16 protein-coding genes and 5 tRNA genes are annotated in these 16,695 nt (G+C 34.3%); 13 read left to right on the top strand and 8 right to left on the bottom strand.

Going from position 1 to position 16,695, the window contains the following annotated elements:
• Positions 1-25: 25 nt before the first annotated feature.
• From QL232_RS04960 to QL232_RS04925, 8 genes are all read left to right on the top strand, one after another.
• A complete protein-coding gene (locus tag QL232_RS04960; RefSeq protein ID WP_281613323.1) occupies positions 26-670 on the top strand; it encodes a SprT-like domain-containing protein in 645 nt (214 codons plus the stop codon).
• A 126-nt stretch (positions 671-796) separates the two neighbouring features.
• Positions 797-869, top strand: a tRNA-Phe gene (locus QL232_RS04955).
• 39 nt (positions 870-908) lie between these two features.
• Positions 909-981 (top strand) — tRNA-Phe (locus tag QL232_RS04950).
• A 37-nt stretch (positions 982-1,018) separates the two neighbouring features.
• Positions 1,019-1,091: transfer RNA gene (locus tag QL232_RS04945), tRNA-Phe, on the top strand.
• Positions 1,092-1,128: 37 nt separating this feature from the next.
• Positions 1,129-1,201: transfer RNA gene (locus QL232_RS04940), tRNA-Phe, on the top strand.
• Positions 1,202-1,238: 37 nt separating this feature from the next.
• Positions 1,239-1,311, top strand: a tRNA-Phe gene (locus QL232_RS04935).
• 186 nt (positions 1,312-1,497) lie between these two features.
• Positions 1,498-1,983 carry a hypothetical protein gene (locus QL232_RS04930; RefSeq protein WP_281613322.1) on the top strand — a complete coding sequence of 162 codons (486 nt, stop codon included), beginning with the start codon at positions 1,498-1,500 and terminating at the stop codon, positions 1,981-1,983.
• A complete protein-coding gene (locus QL232_RS04925) occupies positions 1,976-2,185 on the top strand; it encodes a helix-turn-helix transcriptional regulator (RefSeq protein WP_281613321.1) in 210 nt (69 codons plus the stop codon). Before QL232_RS04930 ends, QL232_RS04925 begins: the two co-directional genes overlap by 8 nt.
• A 41-nt stretch (positions 2,186-2,226) precedes the next feature.
• On the opposite strand, the gene QL232_RS04920 is transcribed toward QL232_RS04925, so the two are convergent.
• The 3 genes from QL232_RS04920 to QL232_RS04910 are packed head-to-tail and all read right to left on the bottom strand — an operon-like array spanning position 2,227 to position 7,720.
• Positions 2,227-5,946 (bottom strand): ATP-binding protein, encoded by a 3,720-nt coding sequence (locus tag QL232_RS04920; protein WP_281613320.1) that lies wholly within the window; start codon positions 5,944-5,946, stop codon positions 2,227-2,229.
• On the bottom strand, positions 5,943-6,494 hold the full coding sequence (locus tag QL232_RS04915; protein WP_168880343.1) for a hypothetical protein: 552 nt from the start codon (positions 6,492-6,494) through the stop codon (positions 5,943-5,945). The genes QL232_RS04920 and QL232_RS04915 overlap by 4 nt, the downstream gene beginning before the upstream one ends.
• Before the next feature lie 8 nt (positions 6,495-6,502).
• On the bottom strand, positions 6,503-7,720 hold the full coding sequence (locus QL232_RS04910) for a hypothetical protein (RefSeq protein WP_168880342.1): 1,218 nt from the start codon (positions 7,718-7,720) through the stop codon (positions 6,503-6,505).
• Between the two features lie 308 nt (positions 7,721-8,028).
• Between QL232_RS04910 and QL232_RS04905 the strand changes: the two genes are divergently transcribed.
• Both QL232_RS04905 and QL232_RS04900 read left to right on the top strand, forming a co-directional pair.
• A complete protein-coding gene (locus QL232_RS04905; protein ID WP_281613319.1) occupies positions 8,029-8,181 on the top strand; it encodes a hypothetical protein in 153 nt (50 codons plus the stop codon).
• Positions 8,182-8,563: 382 nt separating this feature from the next.
• The gene (locus QL232_RS04900) at positions 8,564-9,535 is read left to right on the top strand and encodes a MoxR family ATPase (protein WP_168880340.1); all 972 of its coding nucleotides are present in this window, start codon (positions 8,564-8,566) and stop codon (positions 9,533-9,535) included.
• Between the two features lie 58 nt (positions 9,536-9,593).
• Here the strand turns inward: QL232_RS04900 and QL232_RS04895 are convergent, their stop codons facing one another.
• The gene (locus tag QL232_RS04895; protein ID WP_281613318.1) at positions 9,594-10,136 is read right to left on the bottom strand and encodes an outer membrane beta-barrel protein; all 543 of its coding nucleotides are present in this window, start codon (positions 10,134-10,136) and stop codon (positions 9,594-9,596) included.
• 172 nt (positions 10,137-10,308) lie between these two features.
• On the opposite strand from QL232_RS04895, the gene rsmI reads away from it, so the two are divergent.
• Genes rsmI through QL232_RS04880 form a run of 3 tightly spaced genes read left to right on the top strand, consistent with a single transcriptional unit; the run spans position 10,309 to position 13,182 of the window.
• Positions 10,309-11,034 carry a 16S rRNA (cytidine(1402)-2'-O)-methyltransferase gene (rsmI, locus tag QL232_RS04890; protein WP_281613317.1) on the top strand — a complete coding sequence of 242 codons (726 nt, stop codon included), beginning with the start codon at positions 10,309-10,311 and terminating at the stop codon, positions 11,032-11,034.
• Complete coding sequence (lnt, locus tag QL232_RS04885; RefSeq protein WP_281613316.1) at positions 11,031-12,653, top strand: apolipoprotein N-acyltransferase; 1,623 nt, start codon at positions 11,031-11,033, stop codon at positions 12,651-12,653. Before rsmI ends, lnt begins: the two co-directional genes overlap by 4 nt.
• 25 nt (positions 12,654-12,678) lie before the next feature.
• Positions 12,679-13,182 (top strand): methylated-DNA--[protein]-cysteine S-methyltransferase, encoded by a 504-nt coding sequence (locus QL232_RS04880; protein WP_281613315.1) that lies wholly within the window; start codon positions 12,679-12,681, stop codon positions 13,180-13,182.
• A 2-nt stretch (positions 13,183-13,184) separates the two neighbouring features.
• Here the strand turns inward: QL232_RS04880 and QL232_RS04875 are convergent, their stop codons facing one another.
• Genes QL232_RS04875 through QL232_RS04860 form a run of 4 tightly spaced genes read right to left on the bottom strand, consistent with a single transcriptional unit; the run spans position 13,185 to position 16,665 of the window.
• Positions 13,185-13,853 carry a hypothetical protein gene (locus tag QL232_RS04875; RefSeq protein WP_281613314.1) on the bottom strand — a complete coding sequence of 223 codons (669 nt, stop codon included), beginning with the start codon at positions 13,851-13,853 and terminating at the stop codon, positions 13,185-13,187.
• 26 nt (positions 13,854-13,879) lie between these two features.
• A complete protein-coding gene (locus QL232_RS04870) occupies positions 13,880-15,679 on the bottom strand; it encodes a chemotaxis protein CheA (RefSeq protein ID WP_281613313.1) in 1,800 nt (599 codons plus the stop codon).
• Positions 15,680-15,720: 41 nt separating this feature from the next.
• Positions 15,721-16,080, bottom strand: a complete 360-nt coding sequence (locus QL232_RS04865) for a response regulator (RefSeq protein ID WP_168880333.1) — start codon at positions 16,078-16,080, stop codon at positions 15,721-15,723.
• Between the two features lie 39 nt (positions 16,081-16,119).
• A complete protein-coding gene (locus QL232_RS04860) occupies positions 16,120-16,665 on the bottom strand; it encodes a chemotaxis protein CheW (protein WP_168880332.1) in 546 nt (181 codons plus the stop codon).
• Positions 16,666-16,695: the final 30 nt, after the last annotated feature.

Raw genomic sequence — 16,695 nt, 5'->3', positions numbered from 1 at the left:
TAGATCAGCAAAAAATAATAATGAGATGGCTGAAAAAACTATGTCACATGCTGAATTAGCAGATAGCCTATCTAAATATACTCCTAGACAAGCTGCAATGATTTTTGCTGACTGGGTATTACATTATCATATTTATGTAAAAATAAAAAAAGACAGAAAGTCTATTAATGGTGACTACAGACCTCCACAAAGAGGACATGGCCACCGTATCAGCATAAACGCCTCGCTAAATCCTTATCAGTTTGCGATTACTTTTGCCCATGAAGTTGCACACCTCGTCGTTTGGAATCAGTTTCAGAATAGAGTAGCTCCACATGGGAAAGAATGGAAAGCTCAATTTGGAAAACTACTTGGGGTTTTACTCAAAGCAAATACATTTCCTGAAGATTTAATTGAAGCCATCACATTACACCAGAAAAAACCGCTTGCTTCTAGTACTAATGACCCTGTTTTACGCAAAGCATTATCGAAGTATGACATGGATCAAATAGATGATGGTACTGTTTTCTTAGAAGATTTACTTGATGGTGATACGTTTTCACTTGAAAATAATGGGATTTTTATCAGAAATAAGAAATTAAGAAAACACTATTTGTGTACAGAAAAAATAACCGGAAAGCAATTTAGAATCAATTCTTTAGCTAGAGTAACTCCTATTTCAGAGTACTAAAAGGTATTTCTTGTTAATGTTTATTTGAGATAATTTTCGAATTTTATTTGATAGAAAGTTTGGCATAACGAACTTTTTTACGCACTTTTGCATCGCTTTAAACAACAACGGTGTTTGAAGCTAGTGGGTGTTGTAGCTCAGTTGGTAGAGCATCGGACTGAAAATCCGTGTGTCGGCGGTTCGAATCCGCCCAACACCACAAAGTCTAAGGTTAAACAGGACTCTAAATTTGTTTCCCGGTGTTGTAGCTCAGTTGGTAGAGCATCGGACTGAAAATCCGTGTGTCGGCGGTTCGAATCCGCCCAACACCACAAGTCTAAGGATAAACAAGACTCTAAACTGTTTCCCGGTGTTGTAGCTCAGTTGGTAGAGCATCGGACTGAAAATCCGTGTGTCGGCGGTTCGAATCCGCCCAACACCACAAGTCTAAGGATAAACAAGACTCTAAACTGTTTCCCGGTGTTGTAGCTCAGTTGGTAGAGCATCGGACTGAAAATCCGTGTGTCGGCGGTTCGAATCCGCCCAACACCACAAGTCTAAGGATAAACAAGACTCTAAACTGTTTCCCGGTGTTGTAGCTCAGTTGGTAGAGCATCGGACTGAAAATCCGTGTGTCGGCGGTTCGAATCCGCCCAACACCACAACAAGAAGACTCGCATTTCTGTGAGTCTTTTTTTTGTCAAAAAGATATTGTAGGTGAGATTACAATAAAACCCCATGGCTTTTCGAAGGCATGGGGTTTTTATTTTATATCATATATATTTGACTTTGTGTAAAGTTTATTTTACATTTAGACAACTATTATTGACACATAAAAACTAATTATCATGAAATCATCTTATTTATCGAATAAGTTTAAGACTCCTGGTTGGATCTTACTTATCATGGGTTCATTCTTTGGTATTCTCTATTTATTCTTTGATTATACTTTCGGAGTATTTGATGTTGAAAAGTATTTTGCCTTAGTTAATGTCCCATTTATTAATGGGGAAAATGATCGTTTATTTGTTCTCGTAAATGAACACCAAAATTTACAAGACGAGTTTGCTGCCTTTATAATCATCATTGGGGGGTTATTTCTATTACTTTCAAGAGAAAAGGACGAAGATGAATTTATCCTTCAACTAAAATCAGATGCTCTCACATTTTCTATATTAGTTAACTACATCATTTTAATACCATGTATATTTCTGTTTTATGATTTTGCGTTCCTGAATGTGCTCATATTGAATATGTTTACATCCTTGTTTATCTATATCATAAAATTCCATTGGTCATTATATAGAGCTAAGAAAAGTTTAGAGAATGCGTAATTTGATAAAAGTAGAAAGAGCCAGAAAAAATATCACTCAAGCTGACTTAGCCAAAGAAGCGAAAGTGAGCAGGCAAACAATAAATGCAATGGAAAAAGGGAAATATACTCCCTCTACAGTTCTTGCTTTAAAACTTTCCAAAATATTTGATATTCCTGTGAATGAACTCTTTGAATTAGAGGAAAGTGATTGGGAAAAATAAAAAAATCTCCTATTGTTTTTACAAATAGGAGGTTTACTTTATTACATCTCACTCACCAACTTCACCACACTGGCTTTGTTGGTTTTGCTACTTCTTTCTAATTTTAAAACATGATCATAAATAGATGGATCATTTTCATTCGGTGAACCAAAAATCAATCGAATATTTTTAGAACTGGTATAATGAATAAGATCTCTTAAATATCGATCAGAAAGCTTACCCACCTCATCTATAACACAGTGTACAAAATAATCATTTTGATCTCTATATGCATTTTCTTGGAATACTGTAAGTAGTGTTATGTAAATCATTGATTTTACTAAAACGTCAGTACCCTCTGAACCTACATTAGATAGTTTCTCTACCCAACCAGTATCATTATTATTCTCAATTACTCTAAAACGCAACATAAAAGTATCTTCTAGAGTAATTTGCTTTTGATTTTGATCCCGGATGACTCTTCTTAAATCTTTTAATAATTGTACGGACTGCCTTGAATCCTTAGCACTACTATTTACATTCACCTTGAATAAGTCCCCTTGATCAGAAAATGATACATCTTCATTCAAACGATAGATCTTTTTCAGTGTTGTTAGAAGTGGTGTATTGTTTTCATTATACTCTAGCTCAATAGACTTTACAACACCAACAAAATTACTTCGAGCGAAACCATTATTAATGTCTCTAACAATCTTCTTAATTAAATCTGAGGTATCTGAAAGATCTTTTACTTGTCGGGCAACAGAAGAAATAATCTCTCTATGTTGTTTTTCCAACTGGTCTTTCATATGACTCAAACGTTCGCCATCTAATAGACTAGGCAGAATATTTTTTGCCAGGTAAATAAACTCCTGCAAAGAAGACTGAGCATATAAAGTAGGTATTTTAAGGTGATTATCTTTTCTGAAAATCCCCGTAAAAATCTGACCTTTCGACTTAAATGATGCAGTTAAACGGTTACGTTCTTTTAATGATTTTCTTAACTCAGTTAATAAGAACGACAAATCCTCATCATTTACTTCTGCCTCATTTACTTTTGACGCACCTTCATCTAAGAATTTCTGTAACTTTTCATACGCCTGCTCATCTTCTTCTTTAGCCGCTTTAAACTGCTTTAAAAGATGGTTAGACTGATCCTTCGTTCTTCGGTAGTTATCTCGCTTATCATCAAGGAAATTTAATTGCTCCTCATACTCTTCAATCGCTTTGTCGTAAGCCGTTTTAAGCTTGTCGATTTCTTTCTCCTGATGTTTTAATTTATTTCTAGTCTCTTCAGCTTTATCAAGGTAATACGTTTTATCTTTTTCGTAATCCCTTTTTATCATCTGTGCTTGTTCAACAGACTTTAGTTTACTAATCAGTGTTTGAATTTCAGCTTCAACCTCATCAAGTTTACCTGTATCAATTCCTTTTTCTTCTAATAAACCTTTTCTTTCTTCTTCTAATTGACGAATACGCTTGTTATGATCATTCTGATATGCTGCCCATTCCTTCTCTAATGTGGCAATTTTAATATCAATTTCTCCAACAACTGCATTAATTTTATTCGTAAATATCTCTCCTGTTTCTCTTTCCTGTGACCATTTATCATCTTTTAGGTCAGATAAACGTCCTTGAATTTCATCACAAGACTCTGTAGCAACTCTTAGCTTTCTTCTAAGTTCAACTAAAGCCGCTTCTTTAATAACATTTGACTTTTCAATGATAGAAGCTTCTTGTTCACGAGCTGTCTTTAAGTCCGTTTGTAATTGTTCTACCTTAGCATTTAACTCTTCTAACTTCTGTTCTTGCTTGATGACTTTTTTACTTGATGCATCAATTAAAGCTGCCACTTTTTTATCGATGATATCATCCAGCTCAGATAAGTTGTTTTCTGCTTGAACTAAGGCGTTCTGTTTTTCTTGTAATGTTGAAGCAATACCATCTGTAGCGGTAACTTGTGATACTAAAGAAGAGGTATCTAATTCAACACCATAAAAACTATTACCTTCTTTTATAGATGGATTTAAATCTTTACGAGATAATAAGTTCTCATCACAAACTTTACCAATAGACTCTGCCCAATCTGATTTATTCTGATCCAAAAAGGCTCTAAAAGTCCCTTCGTAATTCTCTTTTCTTATTTTCCACTCTTCTACTTCATCAGTAATCAACTTAAGTTGTCTTTCTAATTCTGATTGCTGATTCTTTGCTTCGTTTCTAATGAGCTGCTCCTCAAGTCGTTTTCTTTCTTTGTTATTTTTGATAGCATTTTCGATCTCTACAACGCTATGCTTTAACTCTGAAATTTCTTGAGAAAGTTTTACTCTATATGTATTACTTTCTGCTAAAAGTGCCTCTGAAAAATCTTTTTCTTTTTCGATTTCTAAAGCTACTTCTGCTCTAGTTCGTTTTTCTTTTGCTTCATCAAGCTCTTTTCTAAGCTCTTCCTCCTGAGCAAAAAATCTATTTCTTAATTCTTCTAATACAGATTGTTTCTCACCAATTAGTCGCTCTTTCTGTGTGTGAAGTTGTTCTCTTAAGATCTGCTTCTCTTCATTAAATTCATTTTTTCTGACAGAGAATTTACTTAAAAGCGTTTTCTTCTGTTCTTCAATTAGTCCTTCAACTTCAACAGTTTTCGCTACCAACATTTGTTTCACTTCTTGCTGATAAGTGAGTTGGTCATTGATTCTAGGTCCTTCTGTGCTTAGTTCTAGAATTTGTTGTATTGTATACTGATGGTTCCCTAAAGAAATCGACTCGTACTCTTTCTCTCGTCGCTCAATCTCTTTTAAGGTCGCCTTAGTTTCTCCAAGTTCTTGATTTACCTCTGCTGTTTTTGTTTGATAGATGTTTTCAGCCTTTTCATATTTGGCCTTCATTTCGTTTTCTTCTTCCTGCATCTTTGCCAGAAGCTTCTCACTATCATTTAAGTGTTTCTCTGCTAAAGCTACTCCACCACCTATTTGTCTTGCTAAACGCTGTTGATAAGTTAATTGTTGAGTAATTTCTGCCTCCAGAGATACTATTTCTTCAGCCCCATTTCTATGTTTCTCAAAATCTTCAAAATCTGTTAGCTGATCATCAAATTCATGAATAAAATTTGAGATGGTTTCCAAAGAAATAGGTTGCATTTCAAAATCTGCAGATGCCGCTTCAGCAATAGCTCTTTTGATATAATCTGATTTTAGACCTGATGATCTAAAAATATTGGTGATCGCCTTAGGAATTCCATCGGTATGATGACTCTTTACACCGGCAGATGGCTTTAATAAGCTAAACTGTGTATTGTATTTACTAACACCATAAATTACTTTCCTAAGATCAGCAAACCTTCTAATCTCCTCTGAGAACGGCACTCCTAATTTTGATAACGTTTCCGTTACTTCATCGTGACTACAAGCTTTTCGGTCTTTTATGAAGAAGTCTTTATTATAACCTCCATCAACAAAACGAAAACGCAATCTTCCTCCTGCTTTATACACCATTAGAGAGTGTTTGCCTCTTGGAGTTACAATCTCATAAATAAGTCTAGCATTAAGATCCTGAAAATAATATTCAGAAAAAGACATTTGCTGCTCTTTAATACCCAACTCTCTCTTTTCTGAGGTAGCATGATAGAAAAAGAGTACTGCTCTTAATACCGTAGTTTTTCCAAAACCATTTGATCCTACGAAGTGCACATTTCCACCAAGATCCACTTCGGCATAATCAAAGCCTGCACTTTTTATAAGGATCAGTTTATTTAAAAATCTTTTTGGTGTTACTGTTGTATTCATTCGCTTGTTGGATCAATGTCTATTAAATCAACTATATCTTTAAGGTAGTTATATGATGAAAGAACTATGAATCCTTCATTCTCATCATCTTCACAATCCATATATCCCTGTCTTCTCATTTCTTCAACAAGGTCTCTTACTTTATCATGGGTTGTGATATTTTTATCAGATGCTATACGCTGTAACTGATCATTTAAATCTGTTTCAACATTACATTTATGAACAATATCTTTAATATAGAAACGCATGCCTTCTCCAAAACCTGGAGCAAATGTGGCAAAAAATGCTAATCTGTCTATATATCGATAGAATCGTTCTATTTTCTCTTCAATAGTTTGCTTGCCTCCTTCTCTTGAGAAGTAATAATAATTGTTTCCTTTTTTTAGGTGAAAACCTAAAGGAGTATATACACTTTCAAAAGCAGTGAAATACTCATCCACTTCGTCGTACAGTTTTCTCAATTCCGGTTTGATTGCATTTGCACTAAGGAATTGTCCTCGGCTCAACAATTCAAAAACACGTCTTGTGCTATTATGATCTATATTCATTTTGAAAGTTATTTCTTAAAGTTTTTTGGACGAATAAAGGCAAATTGTTTTCCTTCAGAAATTACTTGTTTCGCTTCATCAAAAGGGTTTTCTGCTAAACCAAAATCCATTTCATCTTCAAAAATCAAGGCCACTTGGCAATAAATTTTCACTAGCTGTTCATCATTCATTTCTTGTCCAAAATCATAGGATTTTACGAAAGTGAGTAGGTCTTCTTTTTGTAAGAAAAAGGCCCTCTTTAATTTCGAAAAATCTACATGAAGCATTTTTTGTTGCTGAGGGTCTAATAAATCACCATCGATATCCAACTCTGCCTGCAACTGCATTCTAATTTTATGCTGACGTCTTAAAGCCACTCTCTCTATGAGATCCAAACCATCGTCTCCTCTAAGATATTCTAGGTCCAACATCGTTTGGAAACGTAATTGAGTATCAAAAAATAAGGCATTTTCATGAGCAAAAACTTCTTCGATATTCGTTCTTACTTCTAACTCATATAAATCACGCAGTTTTTTTAACTGTATGATCTTTTTATGCTGTCGGTCTAACTCAGCAATTTGATTTATAAATCTGACAATTTCCTGTCGCAAAGCAATTAAGTTATGCCTTGCCATCGTCAGATGAGTACCTTTTAAGTCATTGACAATTAACCTTAGACTTTCATCGGGTACTACTCTAAAAAATGAGTTTTCTAATAGTTCCTCAGCATTCGTTATTAATTGAAGTAGCTTCTCTGCTTGTTCATTATGGTCCTCAATTTTTATTCTTTTGAGTTCAATGGAAGAAGCTGTTTTGTACTCTTGTTTGACCAAGTTACTTAACGTTGCTGCATTTTTACGGATTACTCTACCAATACTCAAAAGAGACCTTTTAATACGGTGAAGGTATCTCTCTCTTTCTCTGGCATCTTCATCCATTTCATATAGATAGATATTTTTCTTTAAGATTCTAATGGATTCATCCACCTCAAAGTTTCTAATATCTTCATTAATTTCTAAGAAGTCTTCTACAAAGTTCAGAAGACGCTCATCTAGCCGAGCAGGTTCTCCCTCTTGCAAAGAAATCATTCCTCGGGCTTTTGCCTGTAGGATTTCTTTTTCCTTTCCATCCGCTATCTCAGTTAGTTCATCAAAGGAAGCTGCTTTCCTTTTAAAAAGGTGCTGAATTACCTTTCGATGCCTATAAAGTTCGCGTATTAATTCTTCTGCTGTTTGTATTTCTGCCACGGCGTATTAGTCGATATTAATAAATCGATGAATAGCTCATCTTGTCGAATTGATCAATAAAAAAATATGCTTGAAGTTTTGCAAGGAACTGAGCTATTTTTTCCTATAAAAAATGATAATTCAGTGTTCTTATTTATCACATGAAATTCTAAAGAAGTAGTTATTCATATGATTTAAATTTTAAATTAAACCTTTTACAAAAAGATGACAAAAATCATATTTACCAAGAAACAACCGTCAATTTCTGAAGTGTATTAATTACGCATATTTGTGGTATAGAAAATCAATTAATCTTATATAATAACGTCATGAAATCTCACAAACTATATGCTTTCTTTGTACTTCTTATTGTCGTCATATTATTAGGTTTATCGAATAATATGACAATTGAGAACCAAAATGAACCAGACAACACGATTGAGCAAACTACCAACGATCTTACGCAACATAAAGTTGAATAGAGTATGTTATGAAATGAATTTGAATTGAATTGGAACAAGCAATAACTAAGTTTGAAGTACTACTTAATTGAAAGCAACTAACAGAATAAAACGGAACTTTGATATGAGATGAATCATGGAATTCTGTCTTAAACTATCAAACAAAATTCAGGGTTCTGCATTAAGAAAAATGTCAAGATCAATCTTCTTGGCATTTTTTTATGTCTTTTACTTTAATGGTGACACTATTACAGATAGTCAAAAAGCTTTTCTTCTGTTACTAAAAGTTAAAATTTCTTTACCCTTAAATGAATATCAACAATTATTGTTTTCAAGGTGTAAATTGCATAACTGTACATAAAACTGTGTCAGTAGAAAACCTAAAACGTTTTTGTAAAAAAATATGGCAGATCATAAGGCACTTCATGAGAAAATACATGAAGTAATTTCAGAAGTAGGAAAAGTAGTAGTTGGACAAGACTACATGGTCAATAGATTATTAATTGGACTATTTACAAACGGTCACGTTCTATTAGAAGGTGTTCCTGGTTTGGCAAAAACATTAACTGTAAATACACTTTCAAATGTTTTGCATTTGGATTTCCAACGTATTCAGTTTACGCCAGACTTACTTCCTTCTGATGTGATTGGTACAATGATCTATAACCAACAACAAGGAAAATTCGAAGTAAAGAAAGGACCCGTTTTCTCTAATTTGGTACTTGCCGATGAGGTGAACCGTTCTCCAGCAAAAGTTCAAGCAGCATTACTTGAGGCTATGCAAGAGAAACAAGTAACTATTGGGGATACTACTTACAAATTAGATAGACCGTTCTTAGTACTTGCTACTCAAAACCCTGTTGAACAAGAAGGAACGTACCCTCTTCCTGAAGCACAAGTTGACCGTTTCATGTTGAAGGTATACATCCAATATCCAAGAAAAGAGGATGAGTTGGAAGTAATGCGTAGAATGTCAAATCAATCATTTGATGATTCTGTACGTTCAATCTTATCGAAAGATGACATTTTTGCGATTAGAGATGCCATTAACGAAGTAAAAGTTAGTGAGTCTCTAGAACAATATATTATTGATTTAATCTTCGCTACTCGTTTCCCTAAGGATTACGGTTTAAATGAAGAAGCTCAATATATCCAATTTGGTGTTTCACCTCGTGCTTCTATCAATTTACACAGAGCTGCAAAAGCTATTGCATTCTTTGATGGTAGAGATTATGTTTTACCAGAGGATATTAAAGAAATTGCTTACGATGTATTAAACCATCGTATTACTCTTAACTACGAGGCAGAGGCAGATAATATTTCTACAAAAGAAATAATTGAAGCTATCCTTAATAAAGTGAAGATCACTAAGTAATTTAGTTTTTACATAAGGAAAAAGGCTGCGTATTCTTTCGAGTATGCAGCCTTTTTCTTTATAAATAAACTCCAAAAACAAAGGATAGTGTATGTAAGGGAATCATTGTCCCCCACATTTCAGCTTTACCTGAATATTGATATTGAATATATGTGGTAAAAATCCCTATATCTATACCTGGCCCTGCCTGAATACCTAAATTCCAAATATTATCTATGGCTTCATTATCATGATGTCGCGGTCGATTTATATTTACAGCTCCAGCTCCAATAAATAAATAAGGGTGTACTTTCTTTTCTTTAGTTAAGATATATCGGTATTTTCCCATTATAGAAGTAAAAGACCAATAGTTATAATCATCATCTCTAGTATTAAGAGAGGAGCCTTTTAAGGATAATGTCAATAATGTGTTATCATTCAGATGATCTCCAATCTCAAAACCTCCTTGTAACCCTACATTTGAATGAACCGTTAGTTTTCCATTAATTGCAGTATTCAAACCAGCACAAATCCCAAAAACAAATTTATGCTGTGCTTTTAATGTATAGGTTGAAGTAAGAAAGAGTAGAAGTAAAATAGTCTTGGAGAGGCACTTTTTCATGATCCGAGGTTTTTAATCTTTTATCTAAGTTAGTCTTTTATTTGAGATTGCATCCATTAAGATATAATAAACCCTTATATCGATAATTAATTCATGAGTTAATTATTTTTTTAGAGTATCATCTGTATAATCAAAAAGGCATATCCTTATCTTTGTTTCATAAATACGAAATATGGAAGAAACATCATTATATATAGTCCCAACACCAATTGGGAATTTGGAAGATATCACTGCAAGAGCACTTCGCATTCTTAACGAAGTAGATACAATTTTAGCAGAAGATACCCGTAATACAGGAAAGTTATTGAAGCATTTTGATATCAAGAGTAACCTTCAAAGTCATCATGCTTTCAATGAACATAAAACTGTTGAGGGACTCCTCCAAAGATTACAAAAAGGTGAAAAAATCGCTTTAGTTTCTGACGCTGGAACTCCAGTTATTTCAGACCCTGGATATATGCTAGTAAGAGCATGTGGGGAAGCAGATATTAAAGTAGAAACATTGCCTGGACCAACAGCTTTTGTTCCTGCATTGGTTAACTCTGGACTTCCTGCTGACCGTTTTACTTTTGAAGGTTTTTTACCTCATAAAAAAGGTCGTCAAACTAAAATCACTGAATTAGCAGAAGAGCAAAGAACAATGGTATTTTATGAGTCGCCACATCGTCTTGTAAAATTTTTAGAGCAATTGTCTTCGGCATGGGGTGAAGAACGTAAAGCTTCTGTTTCAAGAGAGCTTTCTAAACTTCATGAGGAAACAAAAAGAGGTTCTCTAAAAGAATTGGCCGAATACTACACTGAAGTTCCTCCAAAAGGAGAAATTGTTGTAGTCGTTGAAGGAAAGAAAGTTGAAAAGAAACCGAAAGGAAATAAATATAAATACAAAGACGAAGCATGAGAAAACTACTGTTCGACTTCATAACTAACAACTCTGAAAAAAAATGGTACCCTTGGTTACTATCCATTTTGAGTGGTTTATTTCTGGGATTAGCTTGGCATGGAGCCCTTCCGTTGGTATTTATAGGATTTGTTCCTCTTCTTGAGATAGAAAGAGTAATATCAATTAGTGATAAAAAATTCAAGGGATGGAAAATCTATAGCTTTGCTTTCTTAGCCTTTTTCGTTTTCAACTTTGTAGGTTATTGGTGGCTTTGGTATGCATCTTATTGGGCTACTTTTGGCGCTTGGGGAGCAAATGCAGCTTTAATGGCACTTCCATTCTTAGCATTTTATCATACAAAACGAGTATCAAAAGGTAAATACCTGCATATAGACTTTGTTTGTTGGTACCTTACTTTTGAATATATACACATGTTTTGGGAGTTCTCATGGCCTTGGTTAAACTTAGGTAATGTATTGAGCTTCTATCCAAAACTTGCCCAATGGTATGAATATACAGGAGCGTTTGGTGGTTCTCTTTGGATTTTATTGCTGAATGCTTATTTCTTTAGTTTTATGGTTAGTGGAAGAAAGATTGTATCAATATTCTTCTACTTAACTATTCCTATATGTATTTCTCTATATATTTTCTATACCTATGAAGAAGTTGGTGAAGAAATAGAAGTAGTGGTAGTACAACCAAATATTGATTGTTACTCAGAAAAATTCCAATACAACGCTCGTACTGGAGAACAAAATACAACTACTTACATTCCTCCTGCAAAGCAAGTGGATAGAATGATGCAACTTACTAAAGAAGCTATCACACCTAACACTAAATATGTATTCTGGCCAGAAACATCTATCAGTAATAATATTGATGAGTTACACCCAGAACGTAGCGGAGATATTCGAAAGATTAATCAGTTGATGAGTAAGTATCCCAATACTACTCTCGTAAGTGGTGCAGATACCTATGAAATTTACGGTAAAGAACCATTGAGTGAAACGTCTCGATATTCTAAAAACATTGGATATTACGATGTCTTCAATACTGCAATACGTTTTGAAAATAATGATCCTCTACAGTTCTATCATAAATCTCAATTAGTGATTGGTGTGGAAACTATTCCTTTTCCAAATATTCTAAAAGCTATCATTCTCAATTTTGGAGGTAGTTCTGGAGGTTTAGGAAGACAAGAAGAAAGAGCTGTATTTAGTAATGATACGATTGCCGTAGGTCCTATTATCTGTTATGAATCTGTTTATGGAGAATATGTAACTGAGTATGTAAAGAAAGGTGCAGACTTTTTAACTGTCATCACTAATGACGGTTGGTGGAATGACACTCCAGGACATACACAACATCTGGCTTTTTCATCATTAAGAGCCATAGAAACAAGAAAAGATATTGCTAGATCTGCCAATACAGGTATTTCATGTTTTATTAACCAAAAAGGTGAAATACTTGATCCAATAGCCTATGGAACTATGGGTGCTGAAGCAGGTAAAGTAAGACTCAATAAAGTTGAAACGATATATACTCAATACGGTGATTTTATCGCAAGAGTAGCTGCATTTTTAGCTGTTACTATGTCTTTAATTGGTGTAGTTAGAAAAAAAGCATTACGAATTTAATTTACAATAGAAAGTTATATTTCAGATGAGCGAAACAACTTTCAGGGATTATATTGAAACACCTCTAGGATTAATGCTTGTAGAAGCAACTCCAAGAGGTGTTTCAAGAATCCGTTTTCTTGACGAGGATGAATCTATTCAACAAGATCGTCCTAACCCACATACAATGGACGCCATTGAATGGTTGGATAATTATTTTAATGGGAATAGTAAATTAGGATTTGAATTTGCCATTGATTTACAAGGTACCCCATTCCAAAAGCAGGTATGGAATGAACTCTGTAAGGTACAGTATGGTAGAGTTGTATCCTATTTAGATATTTCTGAGAGAATTGGTAATCCTAAAGCTATAAGGGCTGTAGGTGCTGCCAATGGACAAAATCCAATAGCATTGGCTATTCCTTGCCATAGAGTCATCGGTAGTGATGGTTCATTAACCGGATATGCTGGTGGAATAGGAAGAAAAAAGTGGTTATTACAACATGAAGGTCACACTAAATATGGGCAAGAACAACTGAGTATGTTCTAAGCTTACCCGAATAGACTTTGGAAGAACCCTTTTTTAGCATCTTCACCTTTTGATTCTTCTTGATGCCCCACAAATGCTTTTTCCATATCAAAACTATTGACCACCGGAATCAGTGTTTCATCAAACAGACAAATCAATTCCATATTGATTCTGGATTTGAATGCTCCTAATTCTGCTCTTAAGGCATAAGAAGCTGTCATTCCTTGTTCTCTTTCTTGAATATAAGCATCAAACTTCTCTTGTGTCATTTCTTTCACTCCTGGGACATGACCATAAATTGTATTGTTGAATAAGTTGGCCAATTTTGTAACAAAAGCTGCAATTAGAATATTATCAAGTTCTAATAACATCGCCTCTCTCATTTCATTTTTTCCCCATTCTGTTCTAGGTAGAATTTTTTCAATAATACCTTGCTCATCATCTTTATGGATAATCAACATTGTCTCTGCTTTCATATCACCGATGATATCAGTTGTTAAGACAAAAAGATCTCCTTTATAATCTTTTCTTAAAAGTTGATCACTTTTGAGGTCTGTTACCTCTTGGACATTACGTACCAGTATTTCATCTTTTAATACTTTAGACAATGCAGTTGCTACATTTCCTAAGGCAATATTTGTGATATCGTTAATTAGATATGAGTTTTCAACTGAAAATTTTGATTGAATCATGACAATCTTTTTTCTTCGTTTTATAGTTAAACTGTAGCAAAAACAGGTTTAAAAAGAAACTCTGAAATGTCGTTTGCATCTAATACTAAACATACATTTCCATTTCCTAAAATTGTTGCTCCACTGATAAAGCGAGCATTTTCTACAGGTTTTCCTAAAGGTTTCTCAATAATTTCTTTCTGTTGTAATAACCTATCAACAACAAAACCTATCATTCTGTTATCTACCGAAACTACAACTATATTAATCTTCGACTCATGATCATCAATTTCGTCGAAGCTTCTATGCAATAAGTGTGGTGCTGTTAAATCGTCTGGTTCTTTGCACTCAAATATATCACGTAAAAACATGACAGATATTGTCTCTTCTAAGTGAGAAGTGACTAAGCCGTTGCCGACTTTGTGTATTTCTGACTTTTTTACAGAGATTACAGCCTCAGTAAAAGATAATGGAATAGCATATTCTGTTTCATTGATAACAAACAGAAGAGCTGATTTTACGGCCATAGAACTTGGTAAGCTTAAACTGAATGTTGTTCCTTTTCCTAACTCAGTTTTTGTATTGATCTTACCACCTACAGCATCAACCGCCTTTTTTACCACATCCATCCCGACTCCTCGGCCGCTGACAGAGGTTACATTATCTACACTAGAAAACCCAGGTTCAAAAATGAATTTTACAATATCATCATCCGATAAAGTACTCAAAGCATCATGTGTGGCTAATCCCTTTTCAAGCACTTTTTTTCGTACTTTCTCAACATTAACTCCATTACCGTCATCGATCACCTCGATGATTACATATTCTTTATCTGATGATGCTCTAAGAAGAATTGTTCCTTCTGTATTTTTGCCTTTTTTGATCCTTTCTTCAGGGCTTTCAATACCATGTGAGACTGCATTCCGAACCAGATGAATCATAGAATCAGAAATAATTTGTAAAACATTTCTGTCTATTTCAATCTCAGTTCCTTCCAACTGAAGGTTTACTTTTTTCCCTTCTAATGTTGCTACATCTCTTACGATACGATGAAATTTATGGAATAATGCACCTACCTGAACTAACCTTACCCCCATTACAGAGTATTGTAAATCTGATGTAATTCTATAAAGGCGAGTATATTCATTTGTGGCACCAATACTAGCGCCTTGAGCAATAATCCTGTCTTTTTCTATCGCTAATTCCCCTACTAAATTAAGTAAAGTATCTAGTTTACTTACAGGTACTTGAACAAAATCAGAGAAGGTTATTTTCGATTTCTTATCTGAACTCTCTTCTTTAAATTCTTCAGCCAGTGGTACTCCAATAGGAACAGGTTGTTCTGATGCTAATATTTCTTCTTTATGTTCTTCCGATATTTCTTTTTTCTGAGAAAGAATTTCATCTAAAGCCTGATCTTTTTCTTCTGATGATTCTCCACCTTGGGTCGCCTCAAATTCAATTTCGCCTTTTAGGTTTCTGAGTATAACTTTTAGTTTTGCCCTCAGTCCTTTATAGGGTACTTTTTTATCCTCTTTGATACCAACAATCATTTCTCCCAGCTTATCGATAGCTTTAAAAAGATCATTGAAAACCATTGAGGTTAATATAATTTTTCCTTTTCGGATTTCGCTGAAGATGTCTTCCAACAGATGTCCAATAGAAGCCACATCCTCAAAACCCATGGCAGCAGCATTTCCTTTGATCGTATGGATGATTCTAAAGATTGCTTCGATTGCTTCTCTATCGGAATGGTTTTTCTCCAGCTGAGTAAACAAACGGTTCAATTCTTCAAAGCTATCCTGTGCCTCTGCTAAAAATATCTGTTTAAGTTCTTCTTCTTTCATCCGTTACAGCAAAATTGGGTGTTTTGTAACAGTTACAGTTGTTACATAATTTGATTGATTGCTTCTGTTAGTTGTTCTGGCGTAAATGGTTTTACTAAGTAACTATCTAAACCAAGATTCATTCCTTCGTCAACAACAGATTGTTGACCTACAGCACTAATCATTATTATTTTGGATTCCAGCTCTTCTTCTTTTAGTGTTTTCAGTATATCCAACCCTAACATGTCTGGTAAAATATTATCCAAAGTGATTAAGTCTGGTTCAGAATCTAAAGCGAGGTCAATGGCTTCTACTCCATTAGACGCCTGACCAATAATATCATAGCCTTCACTCTCCAATGCATCTTTTATGATTGAACGCATATATAAAGAGTCATCTACGATTAAAACTTTTTTGCCCATGATAATGAGAGTTAAAATAATTACATCACCAAAGAACAATTATGCTCCTATTACAGGTTTTAAATCTTCTTTTGTGATGATCTTAAAAATATCAATTAATATAATCAGACGGTCATCAATTTTAATGATACCGTTGATATAGTCGTGTTCACCTTGCATATCTGCTACTACCGATGGTGAGTAGTCTATGTCTGTGTCGGCAACGGATAAGGTATTCGGTACATCCTTAACCAAAATTGCCATATTATACTCATGGCTTTCTACTACTAAAGTATATCCACTAGTTTCGCTAATTGTTCTATTCAGAGAGAATTTATCTTCTAGGTCAATGATGGCTAGAATATTACCTCTGATATTAGCCACTCCTTTTACATATGATGGAGTTAAAGGCACTTTCGTTATTCTAGGAGTTATTACAACTTCTTTGATCTGATCGATATGTAAACCGTATTCTTCTTCGCCAAGTCTAAAAACGATAATATTACTTTTCTTCTCTTGCTCCGTTTCTATGCGGTTCATTTCAACAGCAGAAGCCATTTTATCATCATTCGATGATGGTAACTCATTTGGTTCTTCCAGATTCATAATTGTCGTCAATAGTTTATGAATGTAGAT

Source organism: Flammeovirga sp. SubArs3 (assembly GCF_947387565.1).
In the GTDB taxonomy this organism is placed as follows: Bacteria; Bacteroidota; Bacteroidia; order Cytophagales; family Flammeovirgaceae; genus Flammeovirga; species Flammeovirga agarivorans.
Note: the sequence above shows the minus strand (reverse complement) of the source record. Positions and strands in the feature narration are given on the sequence as shown.